This window comes from Nonomuraea maritima (genome assembly GCF_900100395.1).
Taxonomy (GTDB): Bacteria; Actinomycetota; Actinomycetes; order Streptosporangiales; family Streptosporangiaceae; genus Nonomuraea; species Nonomuraea maritima.
The window spans coordinates 43923-66235 of record NZ_FNFB01000018.1 but is presented as its reverse complement, the minus strand read 5'-3'; the positions used below and the strand labels follow the sequence as shown (position 1 = coordinate 66235).

Below are 22313 nucleotides of genomic sequence, written 5' to 3'. Positions count from 1 at the left end.
CGCGTGTTCGGTGGTGGCGGGGGCGACCCCGGCGCCCGGCGCCGGAGTCGGTGCCGTGGGCGGTGCCGGGGGCACAACGACCCCCACGGTCCGTCGTGGCCCCCGGCACGAGAAAGCGCCGGGGGACGAGACCGTCGGTGATCAGTCTCGTCCCCCGGCCACCGGCATCGGGCGCGGCGGCGTGGCGCCACCGAACCCCCCTCCGCGTCCGGATGGACCGCGGCCGCGCCCTCGATGCCGACGCTGGGTAAAGCGTGCGTCACTCAACGACGTCGCACAAGGTGCAAACGTGCAGTTGCACCAAGTTGCACCTCCGCGAACCCCCGTCCGGGGAAGCGAACGAGTCCCCGAAAGTGAGGGACAGCGGCCTGAAGCGGAGTTATCCTCGCGACACGCCCGTGTCCCCCCGACGGAGCCGCCCGCATGCGCAACGAGCCGCACATCGCGTCCGATCCCTTCGAGATCCTGGGCCTCGATCCGGCACAGACCGCGCTCTACTCGGCGGTCCTCCGCCTGCACCGAGCGACGCGCAAAGAGCTCGCACAGGCGATGGACGGATCCGTCGAGACGGTGGGCCGGCAGCTCGACGACCTCGTCAGGCTGGGCGTCGTCGACGAGCAGTCCGGCCACTACCAGCCCCGCCACCCCGCCGCCGCGCTCGGGCGGCTGATCGCCCGGCGTCTCGACCGGCTCGCCGAGGAGAGCCGCAGGATCGACTCGGCGCTCGGCTCGATCCGCAACCTGATCCGCGACTACGACGCCGGCCGCGACTACCGCAGCGGCCCCTTCACGGTGGAGATGGCGAGCGGCGCCGACGTCCTGTACGAGAGCGTGCTGGGCATCGCGGTGCAGGCGCCGCCGATGCGCTTGGTCACCGCGGTCCCGGACGAGCGCACGCTGATCGACTTTGTGCGGAAATTTGCGGATCCGTGGATCGACGCGCAGGAGCGCGGCCTGCTGAGCGTCCACGTGATCGTCCCGGTCTCCACGCTCTCCCTGCCCGGCGTACGCGACCAGCTGACCCGCATGGCCGAGACCGGCGGACGGGTGCGCACCCTCGACCGGTTGCCGAGCTGGTTCATGGCCGCGGGCGACGAGGTGGCCGGCCTGCCCGCGCACTGGGGCGGCAACCTGCCCGACCACGCCTACAACTTCTACCTGGTCCGCACCCCTGTCGTGGTGGGCATGCTGCGCACGCTCTTCGAGGAGCTGTGGTCCCGCGCCGTACCGATCATGCACGGCCGCAGGGGCGAGGGCATGCTGCAGGTGCTGCGACTGGCCGCGCAGGGCATGAGCGACGAGTCCATCGCCCGCCAGCTCGGCGTGTCGGTACGCACGGTCCGCGGCCGTTTCGCCGACGCGATGACCGAGTTCGGCGCCCAGTCCCGCTTCCACGCGGGCGTGGAGGCGGCCCGCCGCGGCTGGCTCACCTGAGCGCGCCCCACAGCCACAGAGCCACGCGCGGCCTGCCGCGCTTCCGAAGAGGCGCAGAACTGCCCCAACCACGCCCTCAGGCAACCACCGCCACTCCGGCCCCCGCGTTCACACAGGCGTGAAACCCGCCCGCCATGGTCGGCAGAGGTAATACCCGCCACGCGGGCCGCTTCGGTCATATGGTGGGAAGGTGCTGGAAGACGTCCCCCGCGATCCGTTCGCGGACGACCCCAACGACCCCTCGTCGGCGATGGGGGATCTCGACGACGCCGAGCCGCTCACCGCGGCCGAGCGCGACGAGGCCATCACCGATCTCGCCGATGTGGAGGTCTTCCGTACCCTGCTCGAACCGCAGGGCGTGCTGGGGCTCGTACTCGACTGCCCCGAGTGCGGCGAGCAGCACTTCTTCGACTGGGAGCTGCTGCGCGGCAACCTCAAACAGATGATCGAGAAGGGCCGGCCCCAGGTGCACGAGCCGGCTTTCCAGCCCGACCCGGCAGACTACGTGAGCTGGGACTACGCGAGGGGCTACGTCGACGGCGTCATCGACACCGAAGAACGCCACTGACTCACGTCGTCGAGCAACGCGGCCAGCAGCCGCGCGGCCGGATCGAACGCATCAGTCATCTCGCCACGGCCGAGCGCGTCGAGCAGCGCGTCGGTCTCCTCCTCAGGAGTCAAGCCGACTCCAGCTCGGCCATCTGCCGCAACCTCGCCAGCGCCCGATGCTGGGCGACGCGAACCGCTCCTGGTGACATGCCGAGTACATTACCGGTCTCCTCCGCCGACAGCCCCGACACCACCCGCAACAGCAGCAACTCGCGCTGGTTGTCGGGCAGCTTGGCCAGCAGCCGCCGCGCGTGCTCCACCTCGATGTAGCGGACCACCGTCTCCTCGGGCCCGGGGCCCTCGTCGGGCCCGTCGGGCAGATCCTGAGTCGGTACGGCCGAGCGCACGGAACTCCGCAGCGCGTCGGCCACCTTGTGCGAGGCGATCCCGAACACGAACGACGCGAAAGGCCGCCCCATGTCGCGGTATCGCGGCAGCGCGGACAACACCGCGATGCACACCTCCTGGGCGACGTCATCAGCAATGTGATATTGCCCTGAAACCCTGCCCAGCCGGGCGCGACAATAGCGCACCACCATCGGACGCAACTCCCCGAGCAGGGATTCGATCGCACTGCGATCTCCCTGCACGGCGAGGCTCGTCAGTTCCCTAAGGTCGGAGTCATCCGTCCGTGCCGGAAGTCTCGACGCGAGCCTTACCCCAATTTTGGCGTCGGCGACGCTTCCCTCGCTCACGATAGGCATGATGCCCGCACTGATCCGGCCTGTCGTCATAGCGAACGGCTACGGATTGGTCACATTGACGCTTCGATAACCAGGCGTAATCGGATGACCACACTAAGGCTGATGCACTGACATAATGTTTCAGCCCTTTACCCTGAATGCGCGATATATGCCAGACCTCGGACGCTTATCACCTCGCCACGGTTTACCGCCATAAATCCAACTTTTCCCCCACATCCACTCACCACCCGAATCCCCCACGAACGAGCCCCTCAGGCCGTGGCCCGCCCACCACGCTCCCCAGGACGAGAACCTGGAGGCTGGAGGCGCGCCATCTGCCGCGCTCCCCGAGGGCGAGCGCCTGGAGCCTCTGGGCATCTGCCGCGCGGACTACTCGCCCCGTACGTCGAGAAGGTCCAGGTAGCCCTGCACGGCCTCCCACAGATGGTGCTCGGGGTGGCGGGACAGCCCGCGGTGCTCACGCCGCCATTTCCGGTCCCAGTACGCCGCGTGCACGGCACGCAGGTGCTCCAGAGCCGTACGCAACTCCCCCTCGACGTCGGCGGGCTCCGCGGGGGTCTCCGTGGCGGGCCGGCGAAGGTCCTCCTGGCGTCGGTGCTCCAGCGCCTCCAGCACGGACTCGTCGATGCCCTCCAGCGACCAGAAGCGCACCGGGTCATGGATGCGGTGATTCGCCACCGGGTCACGACGCGAACGCCACCGGTACGCCACCCCGCCCTTGTCCAGCTCCAGGAAGTCGACCAGCCACGCGGTGCCGGGCGGCTGCGTCCCCCAGGACACCTCCTCCGGTGGCAGATTCAGCACGAGGACGACCTCGATCTGCTCGACCGGGTCGGCCCCCGCCACAAGATCGCCGAAGACGTACGCCTCCCGCAGGAACGGCTCGTCCACCGGGACACGCCTCGTCTGATCGCACGCCCGGGCCAGCATCCGAAGCCGCTCCACCGCCCGCCGGTACCGCACCGGCCCACCTCCCGCCCGTCGTCCGCGCCCAGGGTACGACCGTCCCGGCCCGGACGCTCACCCGCGGTGATCCTCCATCCGCCGCACAAGAAATCTATTGCCGCCGCAGTAGACATTCGCCGCCGCGGGCGCTACGGTTTCTCACATCGCAAGGAACGGATCCGCCGGGCAGCAGAAGCAGTTACTGGCATGACGACGAACTGCCCGGAGCACGCTGAAGTTGGAGGCAGAAGGTCGGACGTGACGGGCCATCGCAGTAGTCAGAGGCCCTGACCGTGGACGCGCTGCCGAAGGTGAAGTTGGACAAGAGGTCCGGAAGAAAAAGATGAAGGGAGTGCTGACGCCATCAGGATCGCCCGTTGCCGGCTGAGTCTCGCCGCTCGGGTACCGCAGCTCCACAGATAGGAAGGTGGTCTACGGTCACGCATCCGCGATCCACGCATCATCGCCGCTCAGTACGGCGGGTGCGGAAAACAGTAAGCCGGCCGGATGGCCGGTAGATGGTGTTGAACTCTTCGGGGCCCCGGCGCACAGGCGCCGGGGCCCCCTGTGGCGTGATGAGAAAGGAATGTATGGATCAACGTCGCTCGGCTGCCGAGGGTGACTCGCTCACTCGTGGCAGGATCAAGGAAACGGCCGGGCTCACGGCCGAGGACCGGTTCGACGATGAGGACTATCCCGCCTACAGCATGGGCGCGGCCGCCGAGATGCTCGGCGTCACCCCCACGTTCCTGCGGGCGCTGGGCGCCGCCCATCTGATCGAGCCGAAACGTTCCAGCGGCGGCCACCGCCGCTACTCCCGCTACCAGCTCCGCCTGGCGGCGCGTGCCAGGGAACTCGTCGACCAGGGCACCCCCGTGGAAGCTGCCTGCCGGATCATCATCCTGGAGGACCAGCTCGCAGAAGCGCTGCGCATCAACGCCGAATACGAACGCGAGAGCGCGGCAGGGCATTGACACCGGCGGCCTGGTCCACGCGGTCAGGACCAGGCCACACCGCTTCCGGAAACCACCTACGGAGTCCGCGCAGCGTGCGGATGCGGGCTCCCCGCCGCTGGAACGTCAGGCGCGACACGCCGCGGCGCATGCGCAGCAGGCTGACGGTGTGCTACCTTGAACAAGTTGCAGTTGTGGTACCCATAAGAACTTGTGTGCACCTGACGGTATGTAGCCTCGGGTGCACTTTTTGTTTTCCGGTTTCCTCCGGGTGTGGTCCTATCGCGCAGCGACGCGAAATTCGTCCGATGCGGATTTCGGCTATGCACCTATCTAGAGGAGATCAACATGGCTTCCGGCACCGTGAAGTGGTTCAACGCGGAAAAGGGCTTCGGCTTCATCGAGCAGGACGGCGGCGGCGCCGACGTCTTCGCGCACTACTCCAACATCGTCTCCCAGGGCGGCTACCGCGAGCTGCACGAGGGCCAGAAGGTCGCCTTCGACGTCACGCAGGGCCAGAAGGGCCCGCAGGCCGAGAACATCGTTCCCGCCTGACCAAGCACCGCCACTGATCAGGGCTCGCACCTTCACGGGTGCGGGCCCTGATTCGTTCCCGGCCGCCGCCTCGCGCACGTGCGCGAGGCGGCGGTCAGGTAGACGGCCACGCGGAAGTCCTCCGGCAACGAGCGCAGGTTCATCAGGACGCTGTCAGGCAGCCGGTCGAGCGCCTCGATCTCGGCGCAGCCTGCGTGGCTGGGAAGCCGCAGGCGCCGCGCCGGCGCGGGCTTCGCCCATGACCTCAGTCGGGCGCTCCGCTTGCGCCTGCTTCGCCCGTCCCGGCCGCTGATGGCTGTGAAGCGAAACACTCATCCGCCCGCAGGACGGACGGCCTCAGGAAAGCCGAACGGCCCGCACCCTTCGTGGGGGCGGGCCGATGCGGTCGAACCAGCGAGGGGTCAGTGGCCGTGGCCGTGACCGTGGCCCTGGCCGGCGGCCGGGGCCTCCTCCTCGGGCTTGTCGACGACGAGCGCCTCGGTGGTGAGGAGCATGCCCGCGATCGAAGCCGCGTTCTGCACGGCCGAGCGGGTGACCTTCACCGGGTCGATGACGCCCTGCGCGATCAGGTCGCCGTACTCGCCGGTGGCGGCGTTGAGGCCATGACCGGCGGACAGCTCGGTGACCTTGTGCGTCACCACGTAGCCCTCGAGACCGGCGTTCTCGGCGATCCAGCGGGCCGGCTCGACGAGGGCGCGGCGCACGATGCCGACACCGGTGGCCTCGTCGCCCGACAGACCGAGGTCGTCGAGGTCCTTGGAGACGTGGATGAGCGCGGAGCCACCGCCGGAGACGATGCCCTCCTCGATCGCGGCGCGGGTCGCGGAGATCGCGTCCTCGAGGCGGTGCTTCTTCTCCTTCAGCTCCACCTCGGTGGCGGCGCCGACGCGCAGCACGCACACACCGCCGGCGAGCTTGGCCAGACGCTCCTGCAGCTTCTCGCGGTCCCAGTCGGAGTCGGACTGCTCGATGGCAATCTTGATCTCCTTGACGCGGTCCTCGATCGCCTGCGCGTCACCGGCGCCGTCGACGATGGTCGTGGCGTCCTTGGTGACGACGACGCGGCGGGCCGTGCCGAGCACCTCGAGACCGACGTGCTCGAGCTTGAGGCCGACCTCCTCGCTGACGACCTGGCCGCCGGTGAGGATGGCCATGTCCTGCAGCATCGCCTTGCGGCGGTCACCGAAGCCGGGAGCCTTGACGGCCACGGAGGTGAAGGTGCCGCGGATCTTGTTGGTGACCAGGACGGCCAGGGCCTCGCCCTCGACGTCCTCGGCGACCACGAGCAGCGGCTTCTTGGTCTGCGCGATCTTCTCCAGCAGCGGCAGGAAGTCGGCGATGGAGGAGATCTTGCCCTGGGTGAGCAGGATGTAGGCGTCCTCGAGGACGGACTCCATCCGCTCGGGGTCGGTCACCATGTAGGCCGACAGGTAACCCTTGTCGAACTGCATGCCCTCGGTGAACTCGAGCTCCATGCCCATGGCGTTGGACTCTTCGACGGTGAGGACACCGTCCTTGCCGACCTTGTCGAACGCCTCGGCGATCAGGCCGCCGATCTGGGCGTCCTGAGCGGAGATCGTGGCGACGTTGGCGATCTCGTCCTTGCCCTCGACCGGACGGGCGCTGGCGAGCAGGCGGTCGCTGACCTCCTTGGCGGCCTTGTCGATGCCGCGCTTGAGCGACAGCGGCGAGGCGCCGGCGGCGACGTTGCGCAGGCCCTCGCGGACCATGGCCTGGGCCAGGACGGTCGCAGTGGTGGTGCCGTCACCCGCGACGTCGTTGGTCTTGGTCGCCACTTCCTTGGCGAGCTGGGCGCCGAGGTTCTCGTAGCGCTCCTCCAGCTCGATCTCACGGGCGATGGTCACACCATCGTTCGTGATCGTCGGAGCACCGAACTTCTTGTCGATGACGACGTTGCGGCCACGCGGGCCGAGGGTAACCTTCACGGCGTCCGCGAGAGCGTTCACACCGCGCTCGAGCGCGCGGCGGGCGTTCTCGTCGAACTCCAGGATCTTCGCCATTTTGCTGAAAGTCCTCTCTAGCGTCAAAGGCCCCGGCCGCCCCTAAGAGCGCCCGGGGCCCGACACGTCCGGCCTACTTCTCGATGATCGCGAGAACGTCGCGGGCGGAGAGCACGAGGTACTCCTCGCCGCCGTACTTGACCTCGGTGCCGCCGTACTTGCTGTAGAGGACGATGTCGCCCTCGGAGACGTCGAGCGGAATCCGCTTGTCGCCGTCCTCGTCCCAGTTGCCGGGGCCCACCGCGAGGACCTTGCCCTCCTGCGGCTTCTCCTTGGCGGTGTCCGGGATGACCAGGCCGGAAGCGGTGGTCTGCTCGGCCTCAAGCGGCTGAACCACAATGCGGTCGCCGAGCGGCTTAACGGGAACCTTGGTGGCGGTCGTCACGATCGGACCTCCCCTTCAGATTTGAATGATCAGAAGAGGCGACCAGCTGGGCCTGCCGTCGCGGGTGTCAGACCTGCCTCGTCGCACGTTGGCACTCTCAAGGGGAGAGTGCCAACAGGAAACATATGCAAGCGGGGCTTGACAGTCAACACGAACGCGTTTGCTGTGAGCGATCAGACCCGTGTTCGCGGCTCGATCAGCGACGATGTCCCCGTCCCCGTAGGCTCTTGCGTGCCCGGTGGCCTTCCGCACGAAACCTGGAGGAAACCGGGCGCGGCGTCCCGGCATCGCGAACGCGGCCACAGCGCGGGGCCACAGAGGCGACCACGGCCACGGACGCGGGCCGACGCCCGGAGGGATCGCTGGGGGCGCTAACGTCGGGTGGCGTGGACCTTGACGCCTTCACCGAGCTGCTGACACCGCGCGGGCAGCGGGCACTCGCGGAGGCCGGGGAGCTCACCGGCGCCGACCCGGTCGCCGCCGCCACGAAACTGCGCAGGTCGTACGACGCCGCCCTCACCTCCGCCGCCCTCACCCAGGCCGCGCTCAGGGAACGGGCCAAGGCGAAGTTCGGCGCGGACGCCGCCCTCATGTACTTCACCCCGCACGGCCTGGAGCAGTCCACCCGGGCGGAGGTCGCCGCCCACCGCGCCAACCGGCTCCTGGCGCTCCACCGCGAGACCACCGGAGCCGCGGACCCGCCGCGCGTGGCGGACGCCTGCTGCGGCGTCGGCGGCGACCTGCTCGCGCTCGCCCGCGCCGGCTGCGCGGTGGACGCCGTCGACACCGACCCGCTGACCGTGGCCGTGGCGCGGGCCAACGCCGAGGCGCTCGGGCTGGCCGACCTGGTGACGGTGACCGTCGCCGACGCGGCAGGCGTCCGTCCCGAGGACTACGACGTGCTGTTCGCCGACCCGGCCCGCCGCTCGGGCAAGGGACGGACGTTCGACCCCATGGCCTACTCGCCGCCGTGGCCGGTGGTGCTCGACCTGGTCTCCAGGTCGAGCCTGGCGTGCCTGAAGGTCGCCCCCGGCATCCCGTACGAGTTCATCCCCGAAGGGGCGCAGGCGGAGTGGGTGTCGTACAAGGGCGAGGTCAAGGAGGCCACGCTCTGGACCGGGGGCGGCGGCGGACGGCGGGCCACGCTGCTGCCCGGCGGGCACACCCTCACCGCCACCGGCGCGGTGGCCCCGGTCGGCCGGCCCGGCCGCTACGTGTACGAACCCGACGGCGCGGCCGTTCGCGCCCATCTGGTGGGCGAGGTGGCCGAACTGGTCGGCGGCCGCCTGCTCGACCCCATGATCGCCTACATCACCGCGGACGACCCGGCGGAGACCCCGTGGGCGACGAGATATGAGATCGAGGACGTTCTTCCGTTCTCACTGAAAAAGCTGCGCGCCGCTCTCCGCGCACGGGACATCGGCAATGTGACCGTCAAGAAGCGCGGCTCTGCTGTCGATATCGAGCGTCTCCGCACCGATTTGCGGCTCAACGGCCGAAATTCGGCTGTCGTCATTCTTACCAGGGTCGGCGACAGGCCTCTTGCCCTGATCTGCCACCCCCTCTCACCTGCCTGAACCCACGAATACGGGCAATTAACCCGTTAACCGTGACCTTTCACTTCGCGGCTGTCCGACCTTGTTTCAAGGGCTAAGGTGGGCGGGCGGGAGTTCTCCCCCTAATGCGGTTACCCGCGTTCTCGCTCTTTCATCAGCAAACCGGACCTACCCCACCGCTGCGCGGCAGACCGTCGGCGAGCGAAGGAGCTTTCGGTGGACCATTCCAACCACACCACCCTTCTTCAGGCAGGCGGGCATTCCGCCATCTCCGAGAGGATGCGCGACCTGCTCGCGCGCGCCGCGCAGGACCATGTGTACGAACAGCGCACGCAGGGCGCCGTCCTCGACGAGATCCGCCAGCGGCTCGAGGGCATGGAATGGCTGCTGCGCGAGGTACGCGAGCGGGAGCTGGGCGGCCTCAGCGGCACGCTCGAGTCGGTCAGCGGACGGCTCGACGAGATCTCCGTCAAGCCGCCGATGTGGGCCGAGAGCCTGGCCCAGCACGTCGAGGCCGTACGCGACCACGTCGACTCCGTGGGCGACAAGGTCGGCGAGATCGACAGCCAGGTGTCCCCGGTCAGCGAGCTGCCCGCCCTGCAGGCCGATCTCGGCACCGTGGGCGAGAACGTCGACAAGGCGCTCAAACGCCTGCAGTCGGTGCTCGACAGCACCGACGGCATCACCAGGAACATGTCCGACTTCGCGGCCAAGCTGGCCGTACTCAACTCGAGCATGGAGGCCGCCGCGGGCCGGTTCACCCGGCTCGACAAGTCGGTGGCCGACCTCGCGACCCGTACCGACCGGGTGGAGGACGTCGTCACCGGGCTGTCGGAAGGCGTCGGCGAGCAGGTGTCCGACGCGGTCGGGGCCGCCGAGCAGCGCTTCACCACCAGGCTCGACGAGACCGACAGGCGCGTCACGGCCCGGCTCGACGAGACCGACCAGCGGCTCGCCACCGCGCTGGTCGAGGCCGACGAACGCCTCGTACGCCGCCTCAAGGACGCCGACGAGCAGCTCACCGGCCGCCTGTCGGCCGTCGAGCAGCGCCTCGCGAGCCGGCTCGACGAGACCGACCAGCACCTGTCCGTCCAGCTCGGCGAGAGCGAGCAGCGCCTGACGGCCCGGCTCAGCGGCGTGGACGCCCGCCTCGAGCGGGCCGAGGGCCGGCTCGCCGCCCTCGACACGCGGCTCACCGGCTTCGACAGCCGGCTCGAGTCCGCCGACGAGTGCCTGGCCGACATCGACACCCGGCTCGACGGCGTCGACGGCCACCTGGGCGGCGTCGACAAGCGGCTCTCGTCCGTCGACCACCAGCTCGGCGCGGTCGACAAGCGCCTCGGCGCCCTCGACGGTCACCTGGGCCGCCACGACGACCGCTTCGACGCGCTCCACTCCCGCATCGACAGCCGCTTCAACGCGCTCGACGAGCGCGTCACCGCCACCGACCAGCGCGTCGGCGACAGCGCCGTCCGCGGCGAGGGCCGCTTCAACAAGCTCGACAGCCAGATGGACGCCATCGACGAGCGGCTGACCGAGGCCGAAGAGCACATCAGCAGCCGCTTCGACACGATCGACAACCGCTTCGACGGCCTCGACACCCGCGTGAACGGCCTCGCCACCCGCACCGAGCAGGCCGGCACACATCTGGAGGCGGTCGACGAGCGCATCGAGGCCGTCAGCCGGAGCGTCGACGAGCTGCCCGCCGCTCTGGCCCTGCCCGAGAAGGTCGACGAGCTGATCCGGTCGCACACCGGCGAGCAGGCCGAGCGGCTCGCCACGGCCGCCGACGCGCTCGGCGACCTGGTACGGGCGCGCCCCGACCGCGACGAGCTGGTCGAGACGGTCACCGAGATCGTCGAGCCCGCCACCCACGACCTCACCAAGCGGCTGGGCGCGCTGGAAGAGACCATGCTGGCTCTCGCCGAGGCCCTCCTGCGTCCCGCCCGTACCAAAGACTGATACACCGGCCGTGCGGCGGGTAGACGACAGGGATGCCGCTGACGGCGGGAGCCCTGCGCGAGATGCGGCGGCTGGCGGAAGAGACGCCGGCCCGTCGTGATCGCCATGTCGACCTGCTGCGCGCCGTCGCGATCGGCGCCGTGGTCCTCGGGCACTGGCTCGTGACACACGTCGCCTACGACGGCCGCCTGCACGGCGGCAACGCGCTCGACCTGGTGTCCTGGACAGCGCCGTTCACCTGGCTGTTCCAGGTGATGCCGCTGTTCTTCCTGGTCGGCGGCTACTCCAACGCGTCGTCGCTGGCCTCCCACCGCGGCCGTGGCGGTGACACCGCCGCCTGGATGCTGCGGCGCACCGACCGGCTGCTCCGGCCGACCACGCTGCTGCTGGCGGTGCTGACCGCGGTCGCGGTGTCGGGCAACGTCGCCGGCGGCGATCCCGGCATGGTGGGCATGGCGGTGTGGCTTGCCGGGATACCGCTGTGGTTCCTGGCCGCGTACCTGGCGGTGGTGGTGCTCACGCCGGTGACGCACGCCGTCCACCGCCGGTACGGGCTCGCGGTGCCGGTCGTGCTGGCCGTCCTGGTCTGCGTGGGCGACGCGGCCCGGCTCACCGGGTGGGCCCCGGCCCTGGGACAGGCCAACTACCTGTTCGCCTGGCTCGCCATGCACCAGGTGGGCTTCGCCTGGCAGGACGGACGCCTGCCCGCCCGGCCGCGGGTGGGGCTGCCGCTGGCGGCCGTCGGGGCGACGCTCCTGGTGCTGCTCACCGTGCTCGGCCCCTACCCGCTCAGCATGGTGGGGGCGAACACCTCGCCGCCGACCCTGGCGCTGCTGGCGCTGGCCACCACGCAGATCGGGCTGGGACTGGCCGTGCACGACGCCTCCTGCCGGTGGCTGCGGCGGCTGCGCCCGTGGACCGTCGTCGTGGCGGTCAACGCGGTGATCATGACGATCTTCCTGTGGCACATGACGGCGGCCCTGATCGGCGCGGTGCTGCTGTACCCGTCGGGGATGCTGGCCGCTCCGCCGCCGGGCACGCCCCTGTGGCTGCTGCTGCGCCTGCCCTGGCTGGTGGCGCTGGCCCTCGTCCTGCTCGGCCTGGTGGCCGTGTTCGGGCCCGTGGAGCGGCGCTCCGGCCCCTGCCCCGCGGCGGGGGCGCGCGCGGGGACCGTCGCGGGCGTCCTCGCCTGCTCCGGCATGGCCGTCGCGCTCGCGGGGCTGCTCGGCATCGCCATGGCCGGGCCCGGGGACCACGGCGTCACGGGCATGCCCGTCGTGGCGGTGGCCGGCTATTTCGCGGGTGCCACGACGCTGCGTCTCACGCGTGCCCGGTCTAGACGTGCACAGTCGTGATCGGCAGCGAGGAGTCGGCGGGGATCTCCAGCGTCGACGGCGTCACACCGGCCGCCACGAGGTCGGAGCCGAGGGCCGCGACCATGGCGCCGTTGTCGGTGCACAGGCCAGGACGGGGCACCCGCAGCCGCACGCCGGCCGCGTCGCAGCGTTCCTGGGCCAGGGCGCGCAGCCGCGAGTTCGCCGCCACGCCGCCGCCGATCAGCAGGTCGTGCACGTCGTACTTGCGGCAGGCCTGCAGCGCCTTGCGGGTCAGCACGTCGACCACGGCCTCCTGGAAGGACGCGGCGACGTCGGGCACGTGGATCGACTCGCCCTGCGCCTCGCGGGCCTCGACCCAGCGGGCCACGGCCGTCTTCAGGCCGGAGAAGGAGAAGTCGAGCGTGCCGTCGTCGATCTTGCCGCGCGGGAACGTGATCGACGTGCCGGAGCCGTCGCGGGCGGCCCGGTCGATGTGGGGGCCGCCGGGGAACGGCAGCCCGAGCACCCGCGCCACCTTGTCGAAGGCCTCACCGGCCGCGTCGTCGACGGTGGAGCCGAGCGAGACGACGTCGGAGGCGACGTCGGGCACGAGCAGGAGCGAGGAGTGGCCGCCGGAGACGAGCAGGGCCACGCACGGCTTGGGCAGCGGCCCGTGCTCCAGCTGGTCGACCGCGACGTGCGCGGCCAGGTGGTTGACGCCGTAGAGCGGCACACCGAGGCCCAGCGCGTACGACTTGGCCGCGGCCACTCCGACCAGCAGCGCCCCGGCGAGCCCAGGACCGGCGGTCACGGCGACGGCGTCGATGTCGGAGAACGTCAGCCCGGCAGCGGCCAGCGCCGCCTCCACCGTGGGTGTCATGGCCTCCAGGTGGGCGCGCGAGGCGACCTCGGGCACGACCCCGCCGAAGCGCGCGTGCTCGTCCATGCTGGAGGCGATGGTGTTGGCCAGCAGCGTGTGGCCCCTGACGATGCCGATGCCGGTCTCGTCGCAGGACGTCTCGATGCCGAGGACCAAAGGTGCGTCAGCCATCAGATCCTCCCGAGGGGACCGTCGCCTTGAGGCGACGGGGGAATCGGGAGCGGGAGGGCCGTCAAGGCCCGAGCGTGCAGTGACAGAACCTCGGAAATTGTCGCCACCTCCGGATACGATTGCTTTCGTGCTTTCGGGCATCGGTCAGGGCTTGGCCGTCGTCTCCCGCGCGAGCGGGGCGAGAAGCCGCTCTCTTCAGGGAGCGGAGGAGTCACCCAGTTTCCTTCTCATGATGATCGCGTCGGTGCCGTCGTCGTAGTAGCGGCGGCGCAGGCCGATCTCCTCGAACCCGAAATGCAGGTAGACCGCCTGCGCGTGCGGGTTGTCGGCGCGCACCTCGAGGAAGATCTCGCGGGCGCCGCGCCGGCCGGCCTCGGCGAGCAGCGCGTTGAGCATCGCGCTGCCGACGCCGGTGCCGCGGTGATTCTCCAGCACCGCGATCGTCTGCACGTCGGCCTGGTCGGCAGCGGCGGCGATACCGGCGTAGCCGACGATCCGGTCGTCGATCAGGGCCACCACGTAGTGGCGGGTACGGGGCATGTCGGCGAGCTCGCCGCGCATCATGCCCTCGCTCCAGGCGTCGAGCGGGAACGTGGAACGCTCGATGTCCATGACGGCAGGCAGGTCGTCGCCGGTCATCGGCCGCAGCTTCACGCCGTCACCCTCTTCGGCGCGCCCGGCACGACGGCGTCGGGCCTGCGCAGGTAGATGGGCCGCGGCGGGTCGAGCGGCGTGCCCGCGGCCAGCCGCTCGGCCGCCAGGGCCGCGAGAGCGCCCGCGTACGGGTAGGGCGGCGCGCCGTGGCCGTCGCCGAGGAGGTCGGGGTAGAGCTCGGCGCCCGCGCCCACGACCGGCAGCCCCTGCACGGGCACGTCGGCGGGACGGTCGACGGACGGCCCCGCCACGCGGGTGCGCAGGTCGGAATACCGCGCCCAGAACACCTCTTTACGGCGGGCGTCGGTGGCCGCGATGAACGGCCCGGTGCGCCCGCTGCCGTACGCGACCGCGTCGAGGCTGCAGATGCCGTACGCGGGGACACCGAGCGTGGTGGCGAGCCCCTGCGCGGTCATCAACCCGACGCGCAGGCCGGTGTAGGGGCCGGGGCCGCTGCCGGCCACGATGGCTGTCACGTCGCGCAGCGGGACTCCTGCCTCGCCGAGGACGTGCTCGATCGTCGGGACGAGCAGCTCGCCGTGACGCCGGGCGTCGATGGTCGTGCGCTCGGCGAGCACCCGCGTTCCGTCGTGGAGCGCGGCGGTGACGGCGGGCGTCGCGGTGTCAAAGGCCAGGACCAGCACGACTGGTTAGCCTACCCGCCGCCGGGGTCAGGCCCAGCCGGTACGCCGCTTCAGCCAGTCGAGGGCCACGACACCCTGAGCCCGCTGGAAGGCGCGTACCGTGGGCAGGCCGGGCGGATCGGGCAGGCGCGACTGCCGCAGGAAGTAGCCGCAGAAGGCGGCGATCACGGCGGTAGCGCCCAGGTCGGGGTCGGCGAACAGCTCGTGCGGCGGCGGCCCGCCCTGCATCCCGACCGACGGCAGCATGGCCAGCCGGTCGAACCAGGCAGCGCCGAGGCACGCGTACGGCCAGTCGACGAAGAACACGCGGTCGCCGGCGAGCAGCACGTTGTCGGCCCGCATGTCGCCGTGCACCAGGCTGTCGCCCGCGGCGGCCTCCGCCCATCCCGACTCCAGCTCGGCGAGCGCGCCCAGGTGGCGCAGCGCCCACGGGTCGAGGCCGGTCGTGTCCTCGTCGAGCAGCCGCCGCCAGCCGCGGAAGGAGTCACCGAACATCTCGCCCACGGTCGGCACCGCGAGCGGCGACGGGGTGAGCGCCGCTGCCTTCTGGTCGAGGGCCGCGAACACCAGGTCGAGCTGGTCGCGCCGCCACGGCTGCGCGGGGTGCTCGCCTTCGACGTCCTCGAAGACCAGGGTGACCCAGCCCTCCGTCTCGAAGCCGGTGAGCAATTTGGGTGCGGGCACGTGATCGGGCAGGGCGGCGGCGACCCGCAGCTCGTCGCGGTAGAGGGTGACGCTCAGCGGGTTGGGCTCGGGGCCGACGGTCTTGACGAAGGCGCGCCTGCCGTTGCCGGCGCGCAGCCGGGCGGCGCACGCGGGGGAGAAACCGCCGGTCTGTGTGACGGCCTCGACCACCTGCCCGCCGAGGAAGCCCTCCACCTCCGCGCGTACCTTGGGGTGCACCGCGTGCCAGGGCACGCGGACCCCGCTCGCGGGCGGGTTGTCGACGCTCATCCCGTCTCCTTGGGTCAGACCAGCAGTGTCAGGCCAGCAGGAGGACGCCGCCCGCCACGAGGGCGAGCACCTTGACCAGCTCCAACGCCAGGTACGCCAGATGCGCCCGCGACCGGGGCACGTCGGCTCCGGCCAGCACGGCGTCGGAGCGCCTGGTCAGCAGGGGCCGTACCAGGGCCAGCTGGGCCAGCAGCACCGCGATCGCGACGGCCGTGGCCGCAGACGCCGGCGCGCCCGGCCCGCCGGCGACGGTCGACACCGCCAGCACTGCCGCGAGCACCAGCTCACAGCCGTTGAGGGCGCGGAACACCAGCCGGCCGATGCCCAGACCCAGCGGCACCGTGATGCCAGGGGCCCGGAACTTCAGCGGCGCCTCCATGAACGAGATCGCCAGCACCATGCCGAGCCAGACGAACGTCACGGCGACGGCGACCGAGAGCCACCATCCCATCAGACCGCTCCCTCCGCCGCGACACCTTTTCCACCACCCCAGGCGCTTGCCCGTGAAGCGGCCCGCTCAGACCTGCGAGGCGTACACGATGATGTTGTCGAGGTATTCGCCCTTGGCGTAGTCGAACTTGCCGCCACACGTCACCAGCTTCAGCCCCTCGTCCACGTACACCCGCTTGGTGGGGAAGTGGTCCTTGTGCACCTGTTCGATGGATTCGACCTTGTACTTCACCACCTTGCCGTCGCTGCGCTCGACCTTGACGGTCTCGCCCTTGCGTAACTGGCGCAGCCGGTAGAACACGGCGGGTGCGGTCTTGGTGTCGACGTGCCCGATGATCACCGAGGCGCCCTTCTCACCGGGCACCGCGCTGCCCGCGTACCAGCCGGCCAGCTCGGGCTTCTCGTACGGCGGCAGCTCGACCTCGCCGTTCTTGAGCAGGCTGAGCTTCATCAACGAGGCCGTGACGTCGATCGACGGGATGTCGATGCTCTGCGGCACGACGCTCTTGGCGGCCGTGGTGGTCTTCTGGGTCTGCTGCAGACTGTTGCCGAACATGACGAGGGCGAGCCCCGTCAGCGCCCCGGCGAGCACGACCCGTCCTGGACGGGCCATCGCCTATGCCCGCGAACGCCGCTTGATCGCGATGCCCACCCCGGCCGCCAGCGCCAGCGCGATGAGTGCGCCCGCCGGGCCGAGCGGGATGGACGACTCGTCTGCGGCGTCCTGCGCGTACGTGCCGCCGCCGCCCGCCCGCGGCGCCCTGCTGGGCAGGCCGGTGGGCACGTCGTCGTCGTCGCGAGGCGGCGCGACGACGCGGAGCGTGGCGCGGCCCAGGTCGTTGGTGCCGTCGCACTTGACGTCGACCCGGTAGCTGCCGCGCCGCACGGTGCCGGACACCTGGGCCTCGCCGCGGACCCACGGCGAGGCGCCTGCGGGCGAGGCCGTCGGCGACGGCGTGACCGAGGCCGCGGGCACCGGGTCGAGCGTCACGCCGTTGACGAACGCCTTGGACGTGGCCGTACCGGTGTGGTCTGGCCCGCCGGTCGGCACCGGGCAGTGGGCGAGGATCCACACGCCCGTCGTCTCACCGGCGGGGACGCGGTCGGGGTTGAGCTGCACCGAGATGGTGGGCCTGGAGGCTGCCGGGTCGGGGCTTCCCGTGCCGCTCGCGGTGGCGGTGGGGACCGCCGTGCCGCTCGCGGCGGGGGTGGGGGACGCTGACGGGTCGGACTCGGCCGAGGCTGTGCACCCGGTCAGACCGACCATGACGATGGCTCCCGCGTACGCGACTCGCCTGACCCTGAGCACCGGCCGCACCCCACTTTGCCGTCGTACACCCAGCATCCACCGAATCGTGGATGTCGCCCTCGGTGATACCCAGAAAATCTGGGCGAATCCCTGACCAACGATCATGTTTCAGATCGCCGTCCGGTTACGTCAAGGGTGCCAGCTCGACCAGTGCTTTACCGTCCTTTTACTCTTCGCGCGGATCAGACGGCGTGTCGGCCCACCGCGCGCCCACGCCCCGCAGGGTCACGACGCGGGCGTCGTCGCCGCCCTCGCGGTCGATGTGGATCTCCAGGCGGTCTTCGGCCAGGCCCTCCACCAGCCCCTCGCCCCACTCGACGACGGTGACCGACTCGTCCAGTGAGGCGTCGAGGTCGAGGTCGTCGACCTCGAGATCGCCGCCCAGCCGGTAGGCGTCGGCGTGCACGAGCGCCGGCCCCTGGCCCAGCGACGGGTGCACGCGGGCGATGACGAACGTCGGCGAGGTGATCGGGCCGCGTACCTTCAGGCCCTCGGCGATGCCCTGCACCAGCGTGGTCTTGCCCGCTCCGAGCGGGCCCGACAGGATCACCAGGTCTCCGGCGCGCAGCGTGGCCGCCAGGCGGGCGCCGTAGGCCCTCATGTCGTCGGGAGTCGCGAGCCTCGTCACAGGTCCACCCTCTTCACCAGGTCGCGCAGTGCGTCGTTGACCACGCCAGGCCGTTCGAGCTGGATGAGGTGCGAGGTGTCGGGCACCTCGGTGAGCTGCGCCTTGGGCAGCGCGGCGGCCATGGCCTTGCTGTGGTCGGGCGGGGTCAGCCAGTCGCTGTCGCCGACCAGGATCGCGGTGGGCACGGGGTCGAGGATGTGCAGAGCGGCGAGCTTGTCGTGGTTCATCAGCGCGGGGTAGAAGTCGGCGACCACCTCGGTGGGGGTCTGCCTGATCATCGACTCGGCGAAGTCGACCACGGTGGGGCTGACGTTGCTGGAGTCGCCGAAGCCGAAGTAGCGGGTGACGAGGAAGGCGATGTCGCTGCCGGCGTTGCGGGTGCGGTCGATCAGCGCGCCGCGCTTGCCGAGCATCGAGACCGTGGTGGGGGCCAGCTTGTGGACGACCTTGGAGAGCATCGCGGGCAGGCCCAGGGTGAGTTCGGCGAGCTTGCCCGCCGAGGTGGCGATGAGCGCCACCGCGCGGATCTTGTCGCCGAACAGCTGCGGGTGGCCGTCGGCCAGCGCCATGATCGTCATGCCGCCCATGGAGTGGCCGACCAGCACGCACGGCCCCGGCACGAACTCCGCGATCACCTCGGCGAGGTCCTCGCCGAGCCGGTCGATCGTGCTGCCGTCGGCTCCGGCCCGCTGCGAGCGGCCGTGGGAGCGCTGGTCCCACAGCACGAGACGGTAGTTCTCGCGCAGGTCCTTGCGCTGGTAGTGCCACGATTCGAGGCTCAGGCAGTAGCCGTGACAGAGCACGACGGTCAGGGGGGCGTCGTCGGGCCCGTCGACCACGACGTGCAGCGCCTTGCCGTCGGAGGTGACGAGCGTGTGCTCCCTGCCCCCGAGTTCGCCGAACGGCTCGCTGACCTCGGGGTCGTGGCGCAGCCTGATGCGGCCGACGGCGTACCGCTTGGCCAGTGCCACCGCCGCCACACCGGCGGAGGCCGCACCGACGAGCGCTCCGGCGATGCCGACCCTGCGCCGTGTTGTCGTCGTCATCTCCCCGATCCTCTTACCGCTCATGGCCGCCGCGCGCCTGCCGTCACTCCGTGCTCCTCTGCTCGTGGACCCGCGGCACCCGCGAGCCGATCCTGGTCACGATTTCATGCGTGATCGTGCCGAGGGTATCCGCCCACTCCTGCGCGGTAGGTTCGCCCTGGTCGCCGGGGCCGAACAGCACCACCTCGTCGCCCGCCGACAGCTTGTCGTCACCCATGTCGATCATGAACTGGTCCATGCACACCCGGCCGGTGACGCGCCTGCGGCGTCCGCCCGCCAGCACCTCGGCCCGGTCGGTCGCGTGCCGCAGGACACCGTCGGCGTAGCCCAGCGGGACGACGGCGACCGTCGTCTCGCGGTCACAGACGTGCAGGTGGCCGTAGGAGACGCCGGACCCCTCGGCGACGCGCTTGACGAGCGCGGCCCTGGCGACCAGCGTCATCGCCTGGCGCAGGCCGAAGTCGCCCAGCTCGGGGATGGGGCTCAGGCCGTACATGCCGATGCCGGCCCTGACCATGTCGTAGCGCGCCTCGGGGAGCGTCACGATCGCGGCCGAGTTGGAGATGTGCCTGATCACGTGCGAACCGGCCGCTCCGGCCTGCTCGGCCAGCTTCAACGCCGATTCGTACGCCTCCAGCTGCCGCCGGATCGACGGATGGCCCGGGATGTCGGCGCAGGCGAAGTGGGACCAGATGCCGGTGATCTCGATGGCGCCCTCGGCCTGCAGCTTCATGGCTCTGTCGAGCAGCCCGGGCCAGTCGGTCGCCGGCGCGCCGCCCCGGCTCATGCCGGTGTCGGCCTCGAGGTGGGTCTTCGCGGTGCGGCCGGTGCGGCGCGCGGCCTCGGCGATCTCGTCGAGCAGCCGTACGTCGGAAGCCGACAGCTCGATGTCGCGGGTCAGCGCCTCGTCGAGCGGCTCGTCCGGGGTGATGAGCCAGGTCAGGATCGGCGCGGTCACCCCGCCGTCACGCAGCGCCAGGGCCTCGCTGATCACCGCGGTGCCCAGCATGGCGGCCCCGCCCTGGAGCACGGCCTGCGCGGTGGGCAGCAGGCCGTGACCGTAGGCGTCGGCCTTGACCGCGCCCAGGAGCTCCGTGCCGCCCGCCAGCTCTCTGAGCCGCGCCACGTTGCTCCTGACGGCGGCGAGGTCTACACGTGCCTGCGCGGGGGTGGCCATCGAGGAGTACATCCTTCCAGTCTGGCAGCTGACACACGTGGTCGAGCGCGGTTCTCACCGCTCGCGGCTCCGCGAAGGAAGATTTTCCGCGAGTGTGGATCCGCTGGTCACCGTACGGATGGCGGCCGGAACCGCCGTCGCCACCCCTGCCGCGGTGAGGGGCGCGCCGTCGGCGGCGAGCCGCCCGGCCAGCCCGTGCACGTACGCGCCGCACGAGGCCGCGTCGTACGTGCTTAGCCCCTGGGCGAGCAGCGCGCCCGCGATGCCGGACAGCACGTCGCCGGTGCCGCCGGTCGCGAGCCACGAGCTGCCGGTGACGTTGACCCGCGCCGCGCCCGACGGCTCGGCGACGAGTGTGGTGGAGCCTTTCAGCAGCACGGTCACGCCGAGTTCTGCCGCCGCCGCGCGTACGTGCCGCAGCCGGTCGGCCTCGATGTCGGCGCGGTCGGCGCCGGTCAGCCGGGCGAGCTCGCCGGCGTGCGGGGTGAGCAGCACCGGCGCCGTACGCCGCAGCAGGGCGCTGTCGAGGGCGAGGAGCGTCAGCCCGTCGGCGTCGACGAGCACGGGCACGTCGGAGGCGAGCACCGAGGCCGCGAGCTCGTGCGCCCACTCGTCGGTGCCGAGCCCCGGCCCGAGCACCCATGCCTGCACCCGGCCCACGTCGTCGACGGACGGCCGCCGCAGCTGCGTGATGACCGCCTCCGGCCAGTGCGCGCGTACCTGCGCGACGGGCTCCTCTGCGCCGGCGTAGCGGACCATGCCGGCGCCGGCGCGCAGCGCGCCGCCCACGGCCAGCACGGCCGCGCCCGTGTAGAGGTGGCTGCCCGCCGCGACGCCGAGCACTCCCCTGCGGTACTTGTCGGACTCGGCGCCCGGCCGGGGCAGGAGCCCGGCCACGTCGTCGCGGCCGAGCGCGGCCACGTCGGGTTCCGGCAGGTACGGCGCCAGCCCGATGTCCACCAGCTCGACCCGCCCGGCGAACTTCGCCCCCGGATCGACCAGCAACCCCGTCTTGTACGCCCCCATGGTCACGGTGACCGTGGCGCGCGCGGCCGCCCCTTCGACCCGTCCGGTGGAGGCGTCGACCCCGCTCGGGACGTCGACGGCCACCACGAGCCCTGGAGCGGCCCCGGCCTGCTCGGCGAGCCGCGCGTACGGCTCACGCAGCGCTCCAGACGCCCCGATGCCGACGAGCCCGTCGAGGATCAGGTCGGCCGCGTCGATCTCTCGTGTGTCGCCCGGCCCGGCGACCCGCCCGCCCGCGTCGAGCAGCGCGCGCAGCCCCGCCTCGTGCGTCTTCGACCCGGCGAGGACGGCCACCACCCGGGCGCCGCGCCTGGCCAGCCGCTGCCCCGCGTACAGGGCGTCGCCGCCGTTGTCGCCGCTGCCGACGAGCAGCACGACGCGGCTGCCGTAGACCTGGCCGAGCAGGTGGGCGCAGACGGAGGCGAGCCCGGCCGCGGCCCGCTGCATGAGCGTGCCCTCGGGCAGCCGCGCCATGAGCGTCCGTTCCGCGCCGCGGATCTGGTCAGCGGTGTAGGCGGTGCGCATGATCCGACGCTATCCCTCCGCGATCACATAGGCCACGGCGACGCCCGCGTCGTGGCTGAGTGACACATGCCAGCGCTTGACCCCGAGGCCGTCGGCGGCCTCGGCCGCGCGGCCCGACACCCGCAGCCTGGGCCGGCCCAGCTCGTCGCGGCACACCTCGGCCTCGCGGTGCCCGAGGCCGGCCGGCGCGCCGAGCGCCTTGGCCACGGCCTCCTTGGCGGCGAACCTGGCGGCCAGCGACTGCACCGGAAGTTCCCGTTCGGCGTCGGTGAACAGGCGGTCCCTGAGGCCGGGGGTGCGTTGCAGCGCGGTCTCGAAGCGGGCGATGTCCACGACGTCGACGCCGATGCCTAGGATCATCGCCCCAGCGTACTCAGGGAGTCCGTCCACAGGGTGTGGACGCACGGGA

General features: G+C 71.2%; 24 protein-coding genes and 1 pseudogene. 7 read left to right on the top strand and 18 right to left on the bottom strand.

The annotated features are described in order from the left end of the window. The first annotated feature begins 423 nt into the window (after positions 1-423). On the top strand, positions 424-1434 hold the full coding sequence (locus tag BLR04_RS25415) for a helix-turn-helix transcriptional regulator (RefSeq protein WP_090769794.1): 1011 nt from the start codon (positions 424-426) through the stop codon (positions 1432-1434). 190 nt (positions 1435-1624) lie between these two features. Further along, the gene (locus BLR04_RS25410) at positions 1625-2002 is read left to right on the top strand and encodes a DUF5319 domain-containing protein (protein WP_090769793.1); all 378 of its coding nucleotides are present in this window, start codon (positions 1625-1627) and stop codon (positions 2000-2002) included. Here the strand turns inward: BLR04_RS25410 and BLR04_RS39900 are convergent. The 3 genes from BLR04_RS39900 to BLR04_RS25400 form a co-directional block, all read right to left on the bottom strand. Next, on the bottom strand, positions 1963-2115 hold the full coding sequence (locus BLR04_RS39900) for an anti-sigma-D factor RsdA (RefSeq protein ID WP_143022190.1): 153 nt from the start codon (positions 2113-2115) through the stop codon (positions 1963-1965). The two genes, BLR04_RS25410 and BLR04_RS39900, sit on opposite strands and share 40 nt — an antisense overlap. Beyond that, positions 2112-2747 carry a sigma-70 family RNA polymerase sigma factor gene (locus tag BLR04_RS25405; protein WP_090769927.1) on the bottom strand — a complete coding sequence of 212 codons (636 nt, stop codon included), beginning with the start codon at positions 2745-2747 and terminating at the stop codon, positions 2112-2114. The genes BLR04_RS39900 and BLR04_RS25405 overlap by 4 nt, the downstream gene beginning before the upstream one ends. Before the next feature lie 369 nt (positions 2748-3116). Beyond that, positions 3117-3710: a DUF7711 family protein gene (locus BLR04_RS25400; protein ID WP_425413450.1), complete on the bottom strand. Its 594-nt coding sequence runs from the start codon at positions 3708-3710 to the stop codon at positions 3117-3119. Positions 3711-4399: 689 nt separating this feature from the next. Between BLR04_RS25400 and BLR04_RS25395 the strand changes: the two genes are divergently transcribed. Together BLR04_RS25395 and BLR04_RS25390 are read left to right on the top strand one after the other, a co-directional pair. Further along, positions 4400-4666 carry a helix-turn-helix domain-containing protein gene (locus tag BLR04_RS25395; protein ID WP_245740513.1) on the top strand — a complete coding sequence of 89 codons (267 nt, stop codon included), beginning with the start codon at positions 4400-4402 and terminating at the stop codon, positions 4664-4666. Between the two features lie 327 nt (positions 4667-4993). Then, on the top strand, positions 4994-5200 hold the full coding sequence (locus tag BLR04_RS25390) for a cold-shock protein (protein WP_090769787.1): 207 nt from the start codon (positions 4994-4996) through the stop codon (positions 5198-5200). Positions 5201-5295: 95 nt separating this feature from the next. On the opposite strand, the pseudogene BLR04_RS41920 reads toward BLR04_RS25390, so the two are convergent. From BLR04_RS41920 to groES, 3 genes and pseudogenes are all read right to left on the bottom strand, one after another. Beyond that, positions 5296-5385, bottom strand: a pseudogene (locus BLR04_RS41920) (sigma-70 family RNA polymerase sigma factor); the annotation flags it as partial. Positions 5386-5601: 216 nt separating this feature from the next. Next, entirely contained in the window at positions 5602-7221 is a 1620-nt protein-coding gene (gene groL, locus BLR04_RS25380; RefSeq protein WP_090769783.1) for a chaperonin GroEL, read from the bottom strand. 73 nt (positions 7222-7294) lie between these two features. Next, a complete protein-coding gene (gene groES / locus BLR04_RS25375) occupies positions 7295-7606 on the bottom strand; it encodes a co-chaperone GroES (protein WP_043623565.1) in 312 nt (103 codons plus the stop codon). Between the two features lie 386 nt (positions 7607-7992). On the opposite strand from groES, the gene BLR04_RS25370 reads away from it, so the two are divergent. The 3 genes from BLR04_RS25370 (at position 7993) to BLR04_RS25360 (ending at position 12479) form a co-directional block, all read left to right on the top strand. Further along, the gene (locus BLR04_RS25370) at positions 7993-9183 is read left to right on the top strand and encodes a class I SAM-dependent methyltransferase (RefSeq protein WP_245740490.1); all 1191 of its coding nucleotides are present in this window, start codon (positions 7993-7995) and stop codon (positions 9181-9183) included. 195 nt (positions 9184-9378) lie between these two features. Next, positions 9379-11124, top strand: a complete 1746-nt coding sequence (locus BLR04_RS25365; RefSeq protein WP_090769779.1) for a hypothetical protein — start codon at positions 9379-9381, stop codon at positions 11122-11124. Positions 11125-11156: 32 nt separating this feature from the next. Further along, on the top strand, positions 11157-12479 hold the full coding sequence (locus tag BLR04_RS25360; RefSeq protein ID WP_218129147.1) for an acyltransferase family protein: 1323 nt from the start codon (positions 11157-11159) through the stop codon (positions 12477-12479). On the opposite strand, the gene tsaD is transcribed toward BLR04_RS25360, so the two are convergent. From tsaD to BLR04_RS25300, 12 genes are all read right to left on the bottom strand, one after another. Beyond that, a complete protein-coding gene (gene tsaD, locus BLR04_RS25355) occupies positions 12460-13491 on the bottom strand; it encodes a tRNA (adenosine(37)-N6)-threonylcarbamoyltransferase complex transferase subunit TsaD (RefSeq protein ID WP_090769777.1) in 1032 nt (343 codons plus the stop codon). The genes BLR04_RS25360 and tsaD overlap by 20 nt on opposite strands. Before the next feature lie 195 nt (positions 13492-13686). Continuing rightward, the gene (rimI, locus tag BLR04_RS25350; protein ID WP_090769922.1) at positions 13687-14130 is read right to left on the bottom strand and encodes a ribosomal protein S18-alanine N-acetyltransferase; all 444 of its coding nucleotides are present in this window, start codon (positions 14128-14130) and stop codon (positions 13687-13689) included. A gap of 11 nt (positions 14131-14141) precedes the next feature. After that, entirely contained in the window at positions 14142-14789 is a 648-nt protein-coding gene (gene tsaB / locus BLR04_RS25345; RefSeq protein WP_090769775.1) for a tRNA (adenosine(37)-N6)-threonylcarbamoyltransferase complex dimerization subunit type 1 TsaB, read from the bottom strand. A gap of 27 nt (positions 14790-14816) precedes the next feature. Continuing rightward, complete coding sequence (locus BLR04_RS25340; RefSeq protein ID WP_090769773.1) at positions 14817-15743, bottom strand: phosphotransferase family protein; 927 nt, start codon at positions 15741-15743, stop codon at positions 14817-14819. Positions 15744-15771: 28 nt separating this feature from the next. Next, positions 15772-16194 (bottom strand): hypothetical protein, encoded by a 423-nt coding sequence (locus BLR04_RS25335; RefSeq protein WP_090769771.1) that lies wholly within the window; start codon positions 16192-16194, stop codon positions 15772-15774. Positions 16195-16260: 66 nt separating this feature from the next. Continuing rightward, complete coding sequence (locus BLR04_RS25330) at positions 16261-16806, bottom strand: class F sortase (protein ID WP_090769769.1); 546 nt, start codon at positions 16804-16806, stop codon at positions 16261-16263. A 3-nt stretch (positions 16807-16809) separates the two neighbouring features. Continuing rightward, positions 16810-17538, bottom strand: a complete 729-nt coding sequence (locus tag BLR04_RS25325) for a hypothetical protein (RefSeq protein ID WP_143022189.1) — start codon at positions 17536-17538, stop codon at positions 16810-16812. A gap of 130 nt (positions 17539-17668) precedes the next feature. Continuing rightward, positions 17669-18130, bottom strand: a complete 462-nt coding sequence (gene tsaE, locus BLR04_RS25320) for a tRNA (adenosine(37)-N6)-threonylcarbamoyltransferase complex ATPase subunit type 1 TsaE (RefSeq protein ID WP_425413449.1) — start codon at positions 18128-18130, stop codon at positions 17669-17671. Beyond that, entirely contained in the window at positions 18127-19176 is a 1050-nt protein-coding gene (locus BLR04_RS25315) for an alpha/beta fold hydrolase (RefSeq protein WP_090769767.1), read from the bottom strand. The genes tsaE and BLR04_RS25315 overlap by 4 nt, the downstream gene beginning before the upstream one ends. 43 nt (positions 19177-19219) lie before the next feature. Beyond that, positions 19220-20353, bottom strand: coding sequence for an alanine racemase (alr, locus tag BLR04_RS25310; protein ID WP_090769918.1), 1134 nt, complete (start codon positions 20351-20353; stop codon positions 19220-19222). A 54-nt stretch (positions 20354-20407) separates the two neighbouring features. After that, positions 20408-21904, bottom strand: a complete 1497-nt coding sequence (locus tag BLR04_RS25305) for an NAD(P)H-hydrate dehydratase (protein WP_090769765.1) — start codon at positions 21902-21904, stop codon at positions 20408-20410. A 9-nt stretch (positions 21905-21913) separates the two neighbouring features. Further along, on the bottom strand, positions 21914-22264 hold the full coding sequence (locus BLR04_RS25300; RefSeq protein ID WP_090769763.1) for a holo-ACP synthase: 351 nt from the start codon (positions 22262-22264) through the stop codon (positions 21914-21916). Positions 22265-22313 lie beyond the last annotated feature (49 nt).